Origin of the sequence: Shewanella sedimentimangrovi (genome assembly GCF_017354965.1) — a bacterium.
Classification (GTDB): Bacteria; Pseudomonadota; Gammaproteobacteria; order Enterobacterales; family Shewanellaceae; genus Shewanella; species Shewanella cyperi.
Map to the genome: position 1 here is coordinate 402,110 of NZ_CP071502.1, position 15,131 is coordinate 417,240.

The following is a 15,131-nucleotide window of genomic DNA, read 5'->3' on the forward strand; positions in this document are numbered from 1 at the left end:
GCCGAAGGGAATATTGATGGCCACAGGGAGTGTGACTATGGGCATGAAAGACTGGCCCCGGGGTGAAGGCCCACGGGAAAAACTGTTGGAGCGGGGTGCATCTGTACTGTCCGATGCCGAATTGCTGGCGGTATTGTTGCGTAATGGCCTGCAGGGACGCAGTGCCCTGGATTTGGCCAGGCAGTTGATCATCGATTTCGGTGGACTGCGGGGGTTAATGTCGGCATCCAAAGCACATGTGTGTCGACTCCCGGGGCTGGGACCGGTAAAATACGCTCAGTTGCAGGCAGCGGCCGAGCTGTCGCGACGTTTGGCCGCCGAGTCCCTGTTACGAGGGCAGGTGCTGACCACTCCGGATCTGACCCGTCATTATTTGCTGAGTCAATTGACGGACAGGGGATATGAGGTGTTTGCCCTGTTGCTGCTGGATAGCCAGCACAGGCTGATCCAATTTGTGGAGCTTTTTCGCGGCACCATAGATGCGGCATCTGTGTATCCCAGGGAAGTGGTGGCCTTGGTGCTGGAGAAAAAAGCGGCAGCCGTGATCCTTTGTCATAATCATCCTTCCGGGGTGGCTGAGCCCAGTCAGGCCGACAGACGGATCACCGAAAGATTGAAAAATGCCTTGGCAACCATAGACGTGCCTGTGTTGGACCATATGGTTGTTGGCGATCGGGAGATAGTCTCCTTTGCCGAGCGCGGGTGGATAAGTTGATCTATTGCTTGATCTCACCCTGTCATTCGTGTATAAAATGCGCCCTCTTTGTGCCTCGGGCGACGGCCATACGAGGTACATTAATGCTCGAGCGTTAAAATTGTTTTTTGGAGAAGATTGACATGTCAAGAGTATGCCAAGTTACTGGCAAGCGACCAATGGTTGGTAACAACCGTTCGCACGCAAAGAACGCGACTCGTCGTCGTTTTTTACCTAACCTGCAAAACCATCGTTTCTGGTTAGAAGGCGAAAAGCGTTTCGTACAACTGCGCGTTTCCACCAAGGGTATGCGCATCATCGACAAGAAAGGCATTGAAGTCGTTATCGCTGAACTTCGTGCCCGTGGCGAGAAGGTGTAATAGAAAATGGCTAAAGCTAAAGGTAACCGTGAGAAGATCAAGCTGGTTTCCAGCGCTAAAACTGGTCACTTCTACACTACCGACAAGAACAAGCGTAACATGCCAGAAAAGATGGAGATCAAGAAGTTTGATCCTGTGATCCGTCAGCATGTTATCTACAAAGAAGCCAAGATCAAGTAAGACTACTTGAACCGGTTTCCCAAAAAGCCCCTGCATTGCAGGGGCTTTTTTTTGGACTATACTTAGGCCGCAATGTTTAATTTTATATTCATGTAGTTAAGGCTCGAAGCGGTGTAAATTGTGTGATGACGGCGACGGGTCTTTAGCTATTGCGTCTTTGCTCTCAAATTGAGAATAAATGCTTTCAATGTGAATTTAAATGCAATAAAATTGCGCGTTCATTCAGTGCTGTGATGCTGGAAAAACAGCCGCGTCAGCCCACGTTTTTGCGAGGTAACTAAAGTCAGTGCGTACCACCGAATTGGTTGATGGATTTCGTCACTCCGCCCCCTATGTCAACGCACACAGAGGCAAGACCTTTGTGGTCATGCTGGGTGGTGAAGCCCTGGCCCAGCAACAGTTTCGCGCCATTATCAACGATGTGGCCCTGCTGCACAGTCTGGGGATCAAGGTTGTGCTGGTGTATGGTGCCAGGCCTCAGATAGACGGCGCCCTGGAACAGCATGGTATCGCGCCGGCCTATCACAATGGCGTGCGGATCACCGATGAAGACACCTTAAGGGTGATCAAGCAGGTGGCCGGGGTGTTGCAGTTTGACATCACCGCCCGCCTGTCCATGAGTCTGTCCAATACCCCAATGCAAGGCGCCCAGCTCAATGTGGTCAGCGGCAACTTTGTGATTGCCCAGCCGCTTGGAGTGGAAGATGGCGTCGATTTTTGCCTGTCGGGGAAGGTTCGCAGAATTGACACCCAGGGATTACGGCGCCAGCTGGATAATAACGGCATAGTGCTCATGGGGCCCATAGCCGCCTCGGTGACCGGTGAAAGCTTTAACCTGACGGCCGAAGAAATTGCTACCCAGGTGGCGGTGAAGCTCAAGGCCGACAAGATGATTGGCTTCAGCGCCCAAAACGGTATTCTCGACCGCGACGGCGATGTGATTGCCGAGCTGATGCCCACCGAAGCCCAGAAGATTTTGACCAAGCTGCAGGAGCAGGGTACCGCCTGTGTTGGCACCATGGCGTTTCTCAAGGCCAGTATCGATGCCTGTCGCATGGGCGTGCCCCGTTGTCACCTGGTAAGTTATCTTGAAGACGGCGCCCTGCTGCAGGAGCTGTTCTCCCGTGACGGTATTGGTACCCAGATAGTGACCGAAAGCGCCGAACGGCTGCGGCGGGCATCCATTGCCGATATAGGTGGCATTCTTAACCTCATCCGCCCCATGGAAGAGCAGGGGATCTTGGTGCGCCGCTCCCGTGAGCAGCTGGAAATCGAGATTGAGCAATTTATGGTGATCGAGCGTGATGGCCTGGTGATCGGCTGTGCCGCCTTGTATCCCTTTGAAGAGGACAACGCCGGTGAGTTTGCCTGTCTGGTGGTGCATCCCGATTACCGCGATGCCGACCGGGGCAGTTTGCTGCTGAAGAACATCATAGGTCAGGCGAGGGTGCGGGGGTATGCCAGATTGTTTGCCCTGACCACCCGCAGCATTCACTGGTTTTTGGAGCACGGCTTTAATTTGGTGGAGGTCGACGCCCTGCCGACCAAGAAGAAGCAACTGTACAACTACCAGCGCCGCTCCAAGATCCTGGCGCTGGATCTGCAGTAAACACTGTATCTGCAGTAACCTCTCTACCTCGCATAACAAACAACCCGCCTAGGCGGGTTGTTTGTTATTTCAATCCTGCGACGGGCTTTTAGTTTCTGCGCCGCCTGAACATGTCCAGGGTGAAAATAGCCAATGCGCTCCAGATAAAGCCGAAGGTAATGCCTTTTTCTATATCAAAAGGTTCGTTGAACAGGCTGACTGCCAACACAAACATGATGCTGGGGCCTATGTATTGGAAGAAACCCAGCATGGATAAGGGGATACGTACAGCTGCGCCGGCGAAACACAGCAGGGGCGCCGTGGTGACCACACCCGCAGCCATCAGCAGCAGGTTGAGCGTCCAGCTATTGGTCAACATGCTGGCACTGCTCGTGGTAAGCATTAGGTAGATCAGTGCCACTGGCATCAGAATCGCGGTTTCTACCAACAGCCCCGTCTTGGCATCCACATTGGCTTTCTTGCGCAGCAGGCCATAAAGACCAAAGGAGCCCGCCAGGGCCAGGGATATCACAGGCACAGAGCCAAAGGAAATCACCTGGATCATTACCCCTATGGTTGCCAGACCCACCGCCAGCCACTGCAATCTGCGCAGGCGCTCGCCCAAAAATAGCATACCGAGCAAGACGTTAAACAAGGGGTTGATGTAATAGCCGAGACTGGCATCCAGCATATGGTCATTGTTGACCGCCCAGATAAACAACAACCAGTTGCCGGCAATCAAGGTCGATGTTAACAGCAGCACGGCCAGGCGTTTGGGTTGACGCAGCAGTTGATGCAGACGCTCAAAACCACCGATGAACACCATCAGCAGCGCGGTGAAGAAAAAGGACCAGATGATCCTGTGCAGCAGAATTTCGGTGGCGGGAACCGCAGCTATCAGTTTGAAATACAAGGGCGCAAAGCCCCACATGGTGTAAGCGCCAATGGCCAGAAATATGCCCTTGCGGTGCTCGCTTTCGGCTGTGTGCATCTGCGAAGGTCCTGAAATCTTTGGGAGGAAGGGCATTGTAAGTGGGTCATTGGTCGGCCACAAGCCCGCTGCCCGGTTTTAGCGAACGACAACCGGGTCCCGGGCAAGCTTCAAACATAGACCGAATTTGGGCAAGACAGGGGCTGTCAGGTACTTTAGAATTGGGCTCCTTTTGATATTTAAGCTGTCCCATGGATCTTCAAACTACTTCCGCCACCGAAGACGCTTTAGCTCAATGCCTGCACCAGGTATTTGGCTACCGTGAGTTTCGCCCCGGCCAGCGGGAAGTCATTGAACGTCTGTGCCAGGGGCAGGATTGTCTGGTGATCATGCCGACCGGCGGTGGCAAGAGCCTGTGTTATCAGGTGCCGGCGCTGGTGTTACCCGGAGTCGCCCTGGTGGTATCGCCGCTGATCTCCCTGATGAAAGATCAGGTCGACAGCCTGCTGCAGTCCGGAGTGGCCGCCGCCTTTCTCAATTCATCCCAGCCAAGGGAGCAGAGCATAGAAGTGCTCAGGCAGCTGCGCCACGGCGAGCTTAAACTCTTGTATGTCTCACCCGAGCGTCTGTTGCAGGCGGATTTTCTCGACCGGCTCGGTGATATGCACATCAGTCTGTTTGCCATAGATGAGGCCCACTGCATCAGCCAGTGGGGCCATGATTTCCGCCCCGAATACGCGGCCCTGGGACGACTGCGGCAGACCTTTCCCGGTGTGCCCATCATGGCATTGACGGCGACCGCCGATCTGGCGACCCGCAGCAGCATCTGTGAGCAGTTGCAAATTAGCCCCCATCAGCAGCTATCGAGCTTTGACAGGCCCAACATCCGCTATACAGTGGTTGAAAAGCTCAATGCAGGAAATCAATTAAAGCAATTCATCGCAGCGAGAAAAGGCGTCAGTGGCATAGTCTATTGCAGCAGTCGTCGCCGGGTTGATGAAGTGGCCGAGCGCTTACGGTTGCAGGGCTGTTTCGCCGAGGGCTACCACGCCGGCATGACTCAGGAAGAAAGGGCCAGCGTTCAGGACAGGTTTCTGAAAGATCAAATCGATGTGGTGGTGGCGACCGTGGCCTTTGGCATGGGGATCAATAAGTCCAACGTGCGCTTCGTGGTGCATTATGACATTCCCAAGAGCATTGAAGCCTATTACCAGGAAACCGGAAGAGCGGGGCGTGATGGCCTGGAGGCCGAAGCTTTAATGTTGTTTGACCCGGGTGACATAGGTCGGGTCAGGCATCTCATCGAGCAGCAGGAGCCGGGGCCGCAGCAACAGGTAGAATTCCACAAGCTCTACTCCATGGCGGCCTTTGCCGAGGCGCAAACCTGTCGGCGCCAGGTGTTGCTGCATTATTTCGATGAGCCGGCCCTGGAGCCCTGTGGTAACTGCGATATCTGCCTCGACCCACCCAAGCGCTATAACGGTACCGAGGATGCCCAGAAGGTGCTCTCCTGCATCTACCGGTTGAATCAACGCTTTGGCATTCAGCATTTGATTGAGGTGCTCAGGGGTTCAAAAGCCGCGGGGGTGGTGGACAAGGGCCATGACAAGTTGTCCACCTGGGGCATAGGCAAAGACAAGAGCCCGGAGCACTGGCTCAGTGTGACCCGCCAGTTAATTCATCTGGGGCTCGCCAGCCAGGATATTACCCGGGGATCGTCGGTCAGGCTCAATCCTGCGGCCAGGGCGGTACTCAAGGGGGAAATGGCCCTGATGTTGGCGGAACCCAGAGTTTCCCTGGCACAGATCCCACAGCGCAAAAGCAGCCGTGCGCCCCTCAATTACGATCGTAAGCTGTTTGCCCGCCTGAAACATTTACGTCGCACCATAGCCGAGGAGCATGACCTGCCGCCCTATTTGGTGTTCAACGATGCGACTCTGGCCGAAATGGCCTTTATGCTGCCCAAAAGCGCTGCGGAGTTGCTGGCGGTCAATGGCGTCGGCGAGCGTAAGCTCAGCCGCTTTGGTGATGCCTTTCTTGACGAGATAGCCGCTTATCTCAGTGGCGAATAAGCAACCTTACTAGGCCAGTGAGGACTGACTCAAGCCCCGGCAACTTGCGCGTTTCAACAGTGAGGTGCTGCTGTCAAATTGCTGCAGGCTGGCATGACCCGCGACCCGAGCGGTCGGCGCCAGTAAAGGATTCAGTTGTGTCATCACCCGCTCCAGTCCCTTGTGACTGGTATAAGGCAGCAGTATCAACCACTCATCGGCATGCAAAGCCAATATGGAGTCTGTTTCCCTGAGAGACAATTCCAGTTGAGAACGCAACTGCTCCAGTGTCTGGGCATCTTCCACCACCAAGGACAGCAAGATGACCGACAATGGGTAGTTGCCGCGTTTGGCGTGTTGCATGGCGTGCTCCAACAACTCCATGCCGGAAAAAGCACCGTCGTTGGTCACCTGTTGTGGTGTGGTAACGGGACGGCTGCTACGGATAAACAGTGCCAACGCCACTATGACCAGGATCAGAGTCAGCATCAACATGATGGTGTACAGCCAGTTGAATCGGTATTTTTGCTGCAGGTTCTCTTCTATCAACTCTGCCTGGGTGCTGGCTGCCGATTGCTGGGCCAAGCGAGCCTTGTACTGCAGCAGTTGAGCTGTATTGGCGTTGGCATTAGCCTTGGCTGTGGCCTCGGCCGCACGTTCCATTAGAGCATAGGCACTTTTAAATTCCCCAGCTCTGGCTTTGCTCTGGGCCAGCATGGTCAATGCGACTTTAAGCTCATAATAGGAGTTTGTTTTGTATGCTGTGTTTTCTACCTTCTCTAGCTGCTCACTTGCTTGCTGCAGTTTTCCCTGCTGCAGATATACCTCGGCCAGCAGTCTACGAGTACGCATAGCGTGTAGTTCACTGCCCTGCTGTTCAAAAGTGTTCAATGCTACAAGTGCTATATTTTCGGCGTTGCTGACGTCTCCAAGTTCAAATTCGATGGAGGCAATAATGGCGTAACTGATAGCCAATTGTTGTGCTGACTTTATCTCCGGTAACAACTGTTTGGCTTGTTTGAGTAGGCTGGCGGACAGGCTGTTATTTTTTAGCGTCGCAGCTATTCTGGCGGAGTTGAGTAATAGTACTTGGCGAATCTTTCCCTGAGCGGCAGGGTCTTCAAGTCCTTTTTGATTGTACTCTAAACCCCGTTCCAAATCGCCACTGACATAAAGCAGGTTACCCATGGCTGCCAGCACATAGGCCTTGGGGGGCCAGGCCCAATGCTGCTCTTGTTTCATAATGTCGTCATAGGCATCAAGTGCCAGGCGCAGATCCTCAATGGCGGAGCTAAAATTATCGTTCTCTGTGTCCTCTTGCCCCCTGAATCTCAGGGCCATGACCAAAGCCTGAGGTTGCTGCTGGTGTCTGGCTAGGAAAACCGCACTATCCAGCAGTGGCATGGCGTGTTCAAGGTCATTAAATCCACTATAAGCGTCCGCCAGGCAACTCATAAAATAGGGCCTTGCCTGCTCCAGTCCCAGTTGTTTAGCCCGGGCCTCACCCCACTGGGCCAGATTAATAGCGGCTTGGAACTCACCCAGTTCAAGCTGGGTAAAGCACTTGAGCATGGATAGACGCAACTGGGTTTGTTCATCCGCCGGCGTTTGTTTCAGCTTTTGCTCCAGCTGCAGCAGCTGTTCATTGGCCTGCTGGGGATATTGGTACAGCAGGGTGTTGATCTCATCCATGGTGGCTTCGGTATTGGCCAGCAGTGCCGGGCACCACAGCAATAAACCAAGAAGCAGGGGGCGAAAATCCATTCGGGCTCCGATCCAAAAAGGGCAAAAAATGTGAGGTGATAAAATTTCGCGGCAGTATAACAACTTTTGTGACAATTGTGCATAAATCCAACGAATTGGCCTTGGGAAGCCGGCATGAATTACGGCTCAGGCTGCGCACTTTCGCGATCCCCATGCCGTTATCGCGGTGCCGATGTTGAAAATTATTGGGGTTGACAGCAGTTGGTGACAGGGGTAAAAGTAAACGGGTCCGCAGGGCAAGTCCTGGAATAATTATTTAAATATCATGCATAAAATTTACGCCACACTTAACCTCCTTCTTCTTTCTCTCGCAGATTCTGCGCGGAGGGAATAGTGTTGCACGCTCGCTAACCAGGCAAAGCATCCACCAAACCCCGCGCAATCCCGCGGGGTTTTTTGTTTCTGAGCGCCAATCAGGAACCCAAACAGCTTAAAAACGGAGAAACGGAATGTCAGACAGAGTCATCATCTTTGATACCACCTTGCGGGATGGCGAACAGGCGCTGGCCGCCAGCCTGTCGGTAAAGGAAAAGCTGCAGATAGCCCTGGCGCTGGAACGTTTGGGGGTGGATGTGATGGAAGTGGGCTTTCCCGTATCCTCACCGGGGGATTTTGAGTCGGTACAAACCATAGCCCGCACCATCAAAAACAGCCGGGTTTGTGCCCTGTCGCGGGCGCTGGAAAAAGACATAGACGCTGCTGCCCAGGCCCTGTCGGTGGCAGAGCAGTTCCGCATCCATACTTTCATCTCCACCTCCAATATCCATGTGGAGAGCAAGCTGAAACGTTCCTTCGACGAGGTGCTGGACATGGCCGTGGGGGCGGTCAAGTACGCCCGCCGCTTCACCGATGATGTTGAATTCTCATGTGAAGATGCCGGTCGTACCCCGATGGATAATCTGTGCCGCATGGTGGAAGCGGCCATTCGCGCCGGGGCCCGTACCATCAACATCCCCGATACCGTGGGCTACACAGTGCCAAGCGAATTCGGTGGCATTATTCAGACCCTGTTCAATCGGGTGCCCAACATAGATCAGGCGGTGATCTCCGTGCATTGCCATGATGATCTGGGCTTGTCCGTGGCCAACTCCATTGCCGCGGTGCAGATGGGGGCGCGCCAGATAGAATGCACCATGAACGGCATTGGCGAGCGTGCCGGTAACTGTTCTCTGGAAGAAATCGCCATGATACTGGCGACCCGCAAGGATTTGCTGGGACTGCATACCGGCATTAACGCCCGGGAAATCCACCGCACCTCCAGCCTGGTGAGCCAGCTGTGCAACATGCCCATCCAGGCCAACAAGGCCATAGTAGGAGGCAACGCCTTTACCCATTCCTCCGGCATTCATCAGGATGGCATGCTCAAGGCGCAAAATACCTATGAGATCATGACGCCCGAGAGCATTGGCCTGAACCGCAATAACCTGAACATGACCTCCCGCTCCGGTCGCCATGTGATCAAGCACCGTATGGAGGCCATGGGCTATGGTCCCAATGACTACGATATGGACAGCCTGTATGCTGAGTTTTTGAAGCTGGCCGATCGCAAGGGCCAAGTGTTTGACTATGATCTGGAGGCCCTGGCCTTTATGGAGGCCCAGGCCGAAGAGGATGATTTCTACACCATGGAGCAGTTGGTGGTGCAGTCTGACTCCACCGAGGGTATGGCCACCGCCACTGTGCGCCTGAATATGGGCGGTGCGGTTATCACTGAGGCGGCTACGGGCAATGGCCCGGTTGATGCTGCCTACAACGCCATTGCCCGGGCCAGCGGCCGTACCATAGATATCCACAGTTACAAACTGAGCGCCAAGGGTGAAGGGCAGAATGCCCTGGGGCAGGTGGACATTACCGCCCGTTATGATGGCCGTAATTTCCACGGGCTGGGGCTGGCAACCGACGTGGTCGAAGCCTCGGCCCAGGCCATGGTGCATGTGATGAACCTGACATGGCGCGCCGACAAGGTGGCCGATTGCAAACAACGAATTCAATTGAACCGGGAATTGGGGGGCGTATGAGTTTTCAGATAGCCGTATTGGCAGGGGATGGCATTGGTCCCGAAGTGATGGCCGAGGCCCGTAAGGTGCTCAGTGCCGTGGAGGCACGTTTTGGCCTGGACATCAAGTACAGAGAATACGACGTCGGCGGTATCGCCATAGACAACCACGGCTGCCCGCTGCCGGAGGCGACCCTCAAGGGCTGCGAGGCCGCCGATGCCATACTGTTCGGCTCTGTGGGTGGCCCCAAGTGGGAACATTTGCCGCCCAATGAACAGCCAGAGCGCGGCGCCCTGTTGCCACTGCGCGGCCATTTCGGGCTGTTTTGCAATTTGCGCCCGGCCAAGTTGCACTGCGGCCTGGAGCATATGTCACCGCTGCGCGCCGATATCTCGTCCCAGGGCTTTGATGTGCTGTGCGTGCGCGAACTGACCGGCGGCATCTATTTCGGCAAACCCAAGGGGCGTCAGGGGGAGGGCGAAGAGGAAGAAGCCTTTGACACCATGCGCTACAGCCGCCGTGAAATTCGCCGCATCGCCAAAATCGCCTTCGAGGCCGCCCGTGGCCGCCGCGGCAAGGTGACCTCGGTGGACAAGGCCAACGTGCTGGCCTGCTCGGTACTGTGGCGCGAAGTGGTGGAAGAAGTCGCCAAAGACTTCCCCGATGTCACCCTGGAACACATCTATATAGACAACGCCACCATGCAGCTGCTGCGTCGGCCCTTCGATTTTGATGTCATGCTGTGCTCCAACCTGTTCGGCGACATTCTTTCCGATGAGATTGCCATGCTGACCGGCTCCATGGGCCTGTTGTCCTCGGCCTCCATGAACGGTTCCGGTTTTGGTCTGTATGAGCCGGCCGGTGGCAGTGCGCCGGACATCGCCGGCAAGGGCATTGCCAATCCGGTGGCACAAATTCTGTCGGCGGCGCTGATGTTACGTCACAGTCTGCAGCAGGAAGAGGCCGCGGCCTGTATCGAGCGCGCCGTGGGTAAGGCGCTGGAAAGTGGCTATCTTACCGGCGAATTACTGCATGCAAGCGAGCGGCATATGGCCAAATCCACCAAAGAAATGGGCGACTTTATCGCTGATGCAATCCGGGAAGGTGTTTGATGGGAAAGACTCTGTATGAAAAAGTGTGGGACGCCCACCTGGTGGCCGAGCCCACAGGGGAAGCGCCCATCATCTATGTTGACCGCCATCTGGTGCATGAGGTGACCTCACCCCAGGCCTTCAGCGGTCTGAAAATGGCCGGCCGTCAACCGCGGGCGGTGGAAAAGACCTTTGCCACCATGGATCACAACACCAGTACCCGCAGTGCCAGCCTGGCGGCCCTGAGTCCCATGGCCCGCACCCAGGTGGAAACCCTGGCGGAGAACTGCCGCGACTTTGGTGTGCGCCTGTACGATATTCACCATCCCAACCAGGGGATAGTGCATGTGATGGGGCCAGAGCTGGGTATCACCCTGCCAGGCACTGTTATCGTGTGCGGTGACTCCCATACCGCCACCCACGGTGCCTTCGGCGCCCTGGCCTTTGGTATTGGCACCTCGGAGGTGGAACATGTGCTGGCCACTCAAACCCTGCGTCAGCTCAAGGCCAAGACCATGAAGATCGAGGTGCGCGGCAAGGTGGCTGAGGGCATTACCGCCAAGGACATAGTGCTGGCCATCATAGGCAAAATCGGCATGGATGGCGGCACAGGTTATGTGGTGGAATTCTGCGGTCAGGCCATTGCCGATCTGTCCATGGAAGGCCGGATGACAGTGTGCAACATGGCCATCGAAATGGGGGCCAAGGCCGGTATGGTCGCCCCCGACGAAACTACCTTTGCCTACCTCGAAGGTCGCGAGTTTGCCCCCAAGGGTGACGCCTGGCAGCAGGCCCTCAGCGATTGGCGCGAGCTCAAGACCGATGCCGATGCCGTGTTTGATGCCGAAGTGGTGCTCGACGCGGCCACTATCGCACCGCAACTGACCTGGGGCACCAATCCGGGCCAGGTGGTGGCCATAGATGACGTGGTGCCCAATCCCGCCGATGAGGCCAATCCCGTGGTCCGCGCCAGCATGCAAAAGGCGCTGGAGTACGTGGCGCTGATTCCGGGAACGCCCATGACCGACATCAGCATCAACAAGGTGTTTATCGGCTCCTGTACCAACTCCCGCATCGAAGACTTGCGTGCCGCAGCGGCCCAGGCCAAGGGCCGCAAGGTGGCCGCCGGGGTCACCGCCATAGTGGTGCCCGGTTCAGGTCAGGTGAAGCTGCAGGCGGAGGCCGAGGGATTGGACAAAATTTTCCTCGATGCCGGTTTTGAGTGGCGCCTGCCTGGCTGCTCCATGTGTCTGGCGATGAACGACGACAGGCTGGAGCCCGGCGATCGCTGCGCTTCCACCAGTAACCGTAACTTTGAGGGGCGACAGGGGCGGGGCAGTCGTACCCACCTGGTGAGCCCTGCCATGGCTGCGGCCGCGGCTGTGTCAGGTCACTTTGTCGATATCCGTGTTCACAGACCCCTGGAGGAATAAGCAATGCAGGCATTCACTACCCATAGGGGGCTGGCGGTCGCCATAGATGCAGCCAATATCGACACGGATCAGATCATCCCCAAGCAATTTCTGTCCAAGGTCACCAAGGATGGTTTCGGGGTGCATTTGTTCCACGACTGGCGCTATCTGGACGAGGCGGGCAATGAGCCCAATCCCGACTTCAGTTTGAATCAACCCCGTTACCGCGGCGCCACCATCTTATTGGCCCAGGAGAACTTTGGCTGTGGCTCCAGTCGTGAGCATGCGCCCTGGGCCCTGGCCGATTTTGGTCTGCGGGCTATTATTGCCCCAAGCTTCGCCGATATCTTCTACGGCAATGCCATCAACAACGGCCTGCTGCCCGTGAAGCTGCCGGTGGAAGCGGTGCGCCAATTGATGGATGAAGTGGTCGCAGAGGAAGGGGCAGAGATCACTGTGGATCTGCAAAACTGTAAGGTGACATCGCCATCCGGTGCCGAGTTCGGTTTCACCCTGGCGGAGTCCGCCAGACAGAATCTGCTCAAGGGCCTGGATGCCATTGGCCTGACCCTGGCACACGAAAGCGCCATCGCCGAATACGAATCCCGGATCCCGGCCTGGCGCCGCTGATACTGTTATTTCTGCGCTTAAGGCCACTGTCCCAGTGGCCTTTTGTTTTTCATGGTTTGAGTTTTTACAGCGAAAGAGATTGAGGGCAGTGAATTATGCTGAAAATACTCTACCAATTCGGCGAACACTTGTGTTGGCGCTGTTTTGGATTTTTGTTCAATAAAAACAATTTGTTGGGCGCTGCGAATGTTGGGTGTCGGTCAGGGCTCGGAGAGCGTTCAAATCGACGTCGGCGGCTGGACTGAGTTTGAAACCGTGATCTGGCTCATTTTGTCACTGCCTTGGCTGCCAAAAGCCAGTGATTACTGCTGTTTTTCCTGCTGCTGTTGCAAAGAACGTCTGTGAGGGTACACTGCCCGCTCTTGATTTGAGTTAACACTCTAACTCATCACCACTGACTTGATGCCGCCCTTGGCATGCATTCACCACAACAACAGAGAATAACAATGAAAAAGTGTCTACTGACCTTAGCCGTATCATCGGCACTTTTGACTTCCATGACTCAGGTACAGGCCGCCGGATTCCAATTGGCCGAATACTCTGCCACAGGCCTTGGCCGTGCCTTTGCCGGTGAAGCCGCCATGGCCGACAATGCGTCGGCACAGGCGCGCAATCCGGCATTGCTGGCGCTGTTGCCCGGACGCCAGGTATCCACCGGGGGCATTTATGTGTCCACCGAAGTGGATGTGACCGGTGACGTGCACCTGAGTTCGCCGCTGCTGGGACCCGATGGCATGACCCTGCCCGCCGATGCCTTTGATGTGGCCGACAGCGCCTTTATTCCCAACTTCTATTATTCCAGTCAGATAGATGGCAACTGGAGTTGGGGCCTGGCGATGAATTCCAATTATGGTTTGGCCACCGAGTTGCCCAAGACCCATAGCGCCGCCATCTTCGGCAATGAAACCTCGGTCACCACAGTGGAGCTGGCCCCCAATCTGGCCTACAGACTCAATGAGCAACTTGCCCTGGGTGCCGGTGTGCGTCTGGTCTATGGTGAGGGCAGCATAGGTGCGTCGACGCCGGCCTGGGTCGGCGCCATCAAGGCCAACCCCATGTTGCCGGCTCAGATCGCGGCCCGTTTGCCTGACCCAGGTACCAGTCTCAAGACCATGGAAGGTGATGATCTGGGCTATGGTTGGCAGTTGGGTGCCACCTGGCAGCCAAGTTTGAACCACAGATTTGGCCTGGCCTATCACAGCGGTGTTGAGCTGGAGCTGTCCGGCAGCGCCTCGGGCCTGCTTTACACCGGCGGTCAGCCGTTGGAAATTGACGGTTATCTGCCACTGGAATTGCCGGCGTTCGCCGAGCTGTCTTCTTTCCATCAATTGAGTGATGCCCTGGCGCTGCATGCCAGCATCAATTGGACGCAGTGGAGCAGTTTCGATCGCCTGGTGGCCTATTTCCCCGGTGACACCAAGCCCGTTGGCGGCCTGGAGTCAGACCTGGTGAAGGAAGAGAATTTCAAGGACAACTGGCGTTATGCCTTGGGCGCCAGCTATGTGCTGGACCAGCAGTGGACACTGCGAGTCGGTGTGGCACTGGATCAAACCGCGGTGGATGATGAGTGGCGTACCACCACCATTCCCGACAGCGATCGGCTGTGGTTCTCCCTGGGAGCCAGCTACCAGTTAGATGATAAGTTGACCCTGGATCTGGCGCTTACCCATTTGCGCGCCCACGGCGATGCGCCCATTACCGAGCAGCAGGATCTGGCCGGTCTGGCGCTGGTGGAGTTCGATGGTGAGGCCGGTGGCAAGGTGTGGCTGGCCGGTTTCCAGCTGAGCTACAAGTTGTAATCCTAAGTGGTTGAATCGCGGCGCTAGCCCGAGCATCAAGCACCTATGAATCAAGCCCCGCAATGCGGGGCTTTTGCTTGCCGATTTATCTTGTATAGTGTTGGGCACAACCACCCATTTACAAGAGGTGCTCCATGAAAGCCCTAATCCTGTTAGCCGCCGCGCCCTTGCTGGCTTTGGCCGGTCCCTTGCCCGGCGATGCGCCCGCCGACACTGTGCGTGCCTTTCTCGCCGCCTTCAACGAACACAAGGTCGAGGCCATGTTGGCTTACACCCAACCCCAGGTGCACTGGAATCACATCAAGGGCCAAAAGGTGGATACCGAGGCTGATACCCAGGCCGAATTCGGTGCCGCCATGGCCGACTATTTCCAGACCCTGCCCAACGCCAGGGCCGATATTCTCAGCCTGACCGAGTCCGGTAACTATGTCAGCATTCTGGAGCGCATCAGCTGGGACAACGATGGTGAAACCGGCAGTCAGTGCTCCATAGGTGTCTATGAGTTGAGTGGTGGCAAGATCAGCTCCATCTGGTATTACCCGGCCCATGCCTGCAACCCGGAAGTGGCGCCGGAAATCGGCGTACTGCAGGAAACCCGTCAATAAGGATTTGTT

General features: G+C 55.9%; 13 protein-coding genes. 11 read left to right on the forward strand and 2 right to left on the reverse strand.

Annotation, left to right across the window (positions count from 1 at the left end; genetic code table 11):
- The first annotated feature begins 37 nt into the window (after positions 1-37).
- From radC to argA, 4 genes are all read left to right on the forward strand, one after another.
- Entirely contained in the window at positions 38-715 is a 678-nt protein-coding gene (gene radC, locus JYB85_RS01650) for a RadC family protein (RefSeq protein ID WP_207380778.1), read from the forward strand.
- 122 nt (positions 716-837) lie between these two features.
- A complete protein-coding gene (gene rpmB, locus JYB85_RS01655; RefSeq protein WP_207321703.1) occupies positions 838-1,074 on the forward strand; it encodes a 50S ribosomal protein L28 in 237 nt (78 codons plus the stop codon).
- 6 nt (positions 1,075-1,080) lie between these two features.
- A complete protein-coding gene (gene rpmG, locus JYB85_RS01660) occupies positions 1,081-1,254 on the forward strand; it encodes a 50S ribosomal protein L33 (protein WP_011758450.1) in 174 nt (57 codons plus the stop codon).
- Between the two features lie 286 nt (positions 1,255-1,540).
- Positions 1,541-2,863, forward strand: a complete 1,323-nt coding sequence (gene argA, locus JYB85_RS01665) for an amino-acid N-acetyltransferase (protein WP_207325240.1) — start codon at positions 1,541-1,543, stop codon at positions 2,861-2,863.
- Between the two features lie 88 nt (positions 2,864-2,951).
- Here the strand turns inward: argA and rarD are convergent, their stop codons facing one another.
- Positions 2,952-3,833, reverse strand: coding sequence for an EamA family transporter RarD (rarD, locus tag JYB85_RS01670; protein ID WP_207380779.1), 882 nt, complete (start codon positions 3,831-3,833; stop codon positions 2,952-2,954).
- A 191-nt stretch (positions 3,834-4,024) separates the two neighbouring features.
- On the opposite strand from rarD, the gene recQ reads away from it, so the two are divergent.
- Entirely contained in the window at positions 4,025-5,845 is a 1,821-nt protein-coding gene (gene recQ, locus JYB85_RS01675; RefSeq protein WP_207380780.1) for a DNA helicase RecQ, read from the forward strand.
- Positions 5,846-5,854: 9 nt separating this feature from the next.
- Here recQ and JYB85_RS01680 read toward each other — a convergent pair whose 3' ends face one another.
- Entirely contained in the window at positions 5,855-7,588 is a 1,734-nt protein-coding gene (locus JYB85_RS01680) for a nucleotidyl cyclase domain-containing protein (protein WP_207380781.1), read from the reverse strand.
- Positions 7,589-8,037: 449 nt separating this feature from the next.
- Between JYB85_RS01680 and leuA the strand changes: the two genes are divergently transcribed.
- The 6 genes from leuA (at position 8,038) to JYB85_RS01710 (ending at position 15,122) form a co-directional block, all read left to right on the forward strand.
- On the forward strand, positions 8,038-9,606 hold the full coding sequence (gene leuA, locus JYB85_RS01685; protein ID WP_207321708.1) for a 2-isopropylmalate synthase: 1,569 nt from the start codon (positions 8,038-8,040) through the stop codon (positions 9,604-9,606).
- Positions 9,603-10,697, forward strand: a complete 1,095-nt coding sequence (leuB, locus tag JYB85_RS01690) for a 3-isopropylmalate dehydrogenase (protein ID WP_207380782.1) — start codon at positions 9,603-9,605, stop codon at positions 10,695-10,697. The genes leuA and leuB overlap by 4 nt, the downstream gene beginning before the upstream one ends.
- On the forward strand, positions 10,697-12,109 hold the full coding sequence (gene leuC, locus JYB85_RS01695; RefSeq protein WP_207380783.1) for a 3-isopropylmalate dehydratase large subunit: 1,413 nt from the start codon (positions 10,697-10,699) through the stop codon (positions 12,107-12,109). Before leuB ends, leuC begins: the two co-directional genes overlap by 1 nt.
- 3 nt (positions 12,110-12,112) lie before the next feature.
- Positions 12,113-12,718 carry a 3-isopropylmalate dehydratase small subunit gene (gene leuD / locus JYB85_RS01700; RefSeq protein WP_207380784.1) on the forward strand — a complete coding sequence of 202 codons (606 nt, stop codon included), beginning with the start codon at positions 12,113-12,115 and terminating at the stop codon, positions 12,716-12,718.
- A 446-nt stretch (positions 12,719-13,164) separates the two neighbouring features.
- Entirely contained in the window at positions 13,165-14,517 is a 1,353-nt protein-coding gene (locus tag JYB85_RS01705) for an outer membrane protein transport protein (protein WP_207380785.1), read from the forward strand.
- Between the two features lie 134 nt (positions 14,518-14,651).
- Positions 14,652-15,122 carry a nuclear transport factor 2 family protein gene (locus JYB85_RS01710; protein ID WP_207321713.1) on the forward strand — a complete coding sequence of 157 codons (471 nt, stop codon included), beginning with the start codon at positions 14,652-14,654 and terminating at the stop codon, positions 15,120-15,122.
- Positions 15,123-15,131: the final 9 nt, after the last annotated feature.

Excerpts from the sequence above, each read along its gene's own strand:
- radC (WP_207380778.1), top strand. The coding sequence starts at position 38 with ATGGGCATGAAAGACTGGCCCCGGGGTGAAGGCCCACGGGAAAAACTG.
- rpmB (WP_207321703.1), top strand. The coding sequence starts at position 838 with ATGTCAAGAGTATGCCAAGTTACTGGCAAGCGACCAATGGTTGGTAAC.
- rpmG (WP_011758450.1), top strand. The coding sequence starts at position 1,081 with ATGGCTAAAGCTAAAGGTAACCGTGAGAAGATCAAGCTGGTTTCCAGC.
- rarD (WP_207380779.1), bottom strand. The coding sequence starts at position 3,833 with ATGCACACAGCCGAAAGCGAGCACCGCAAGGGCATATTTCTGGCCATT.
- recQ (WP_207380780.1), top strand. The coding sequence starts at position 4,025 with ATGGATCTTCAAACTACTTCCGCCACCGAAGACGCTTTAGCTCAATGC.
- JYB85_RS01680 (WP_207380781.1), bottom strand. The coding sequence starts at position 7,588 with ATGGATTTTCGCCCCCTGCTTCTTGGTTTATTGCTGTGGTGCCCGGCA.
- leuA (WP_207321708.1), top strand. The coding sequence starts at position 8,038 with ATGTCAGACAGAGTCATCATCTTTGATACCACCTTGCGGGATGGCGAA.
- leuB (WP_207380782.1), top strand. The coding sequence starts at position 9,603 with ATGAGTTTTCAGATAGCCGTATTGGCAGGGGATGGCATTGGTCCCGAA.
- leuC (WP_207380783.1), top strand. The coding sequence starts at position 10,697 with ATGGGAAAGACTCTGTATGAAAAAGTGTGGGACGCCCACCTGGTGGCC.
- leuD (WP_207380784.1), top strand. The coding sequence starts at position 12,113 with ATGCAGGCATTCACTACCCATAGGGGGCTGGCGGTCGCCATAGATGCA.
- JYB85_RS01705 (WP_207380785.1), top strand. The coding sequence starts at position 13,165 with ATGAAAAAGTGTCTACTGACCTTAGCCGTATCATCGGCACTTTTGACT.
- JYB85_RS01710 (WP_207321713.1), top strand. The coding sequence starts at position 14,652 with ATGAAAGCCCTAATCCTGTTAGCCGCCGCGCCCTTGCTGGCTTTGGCC.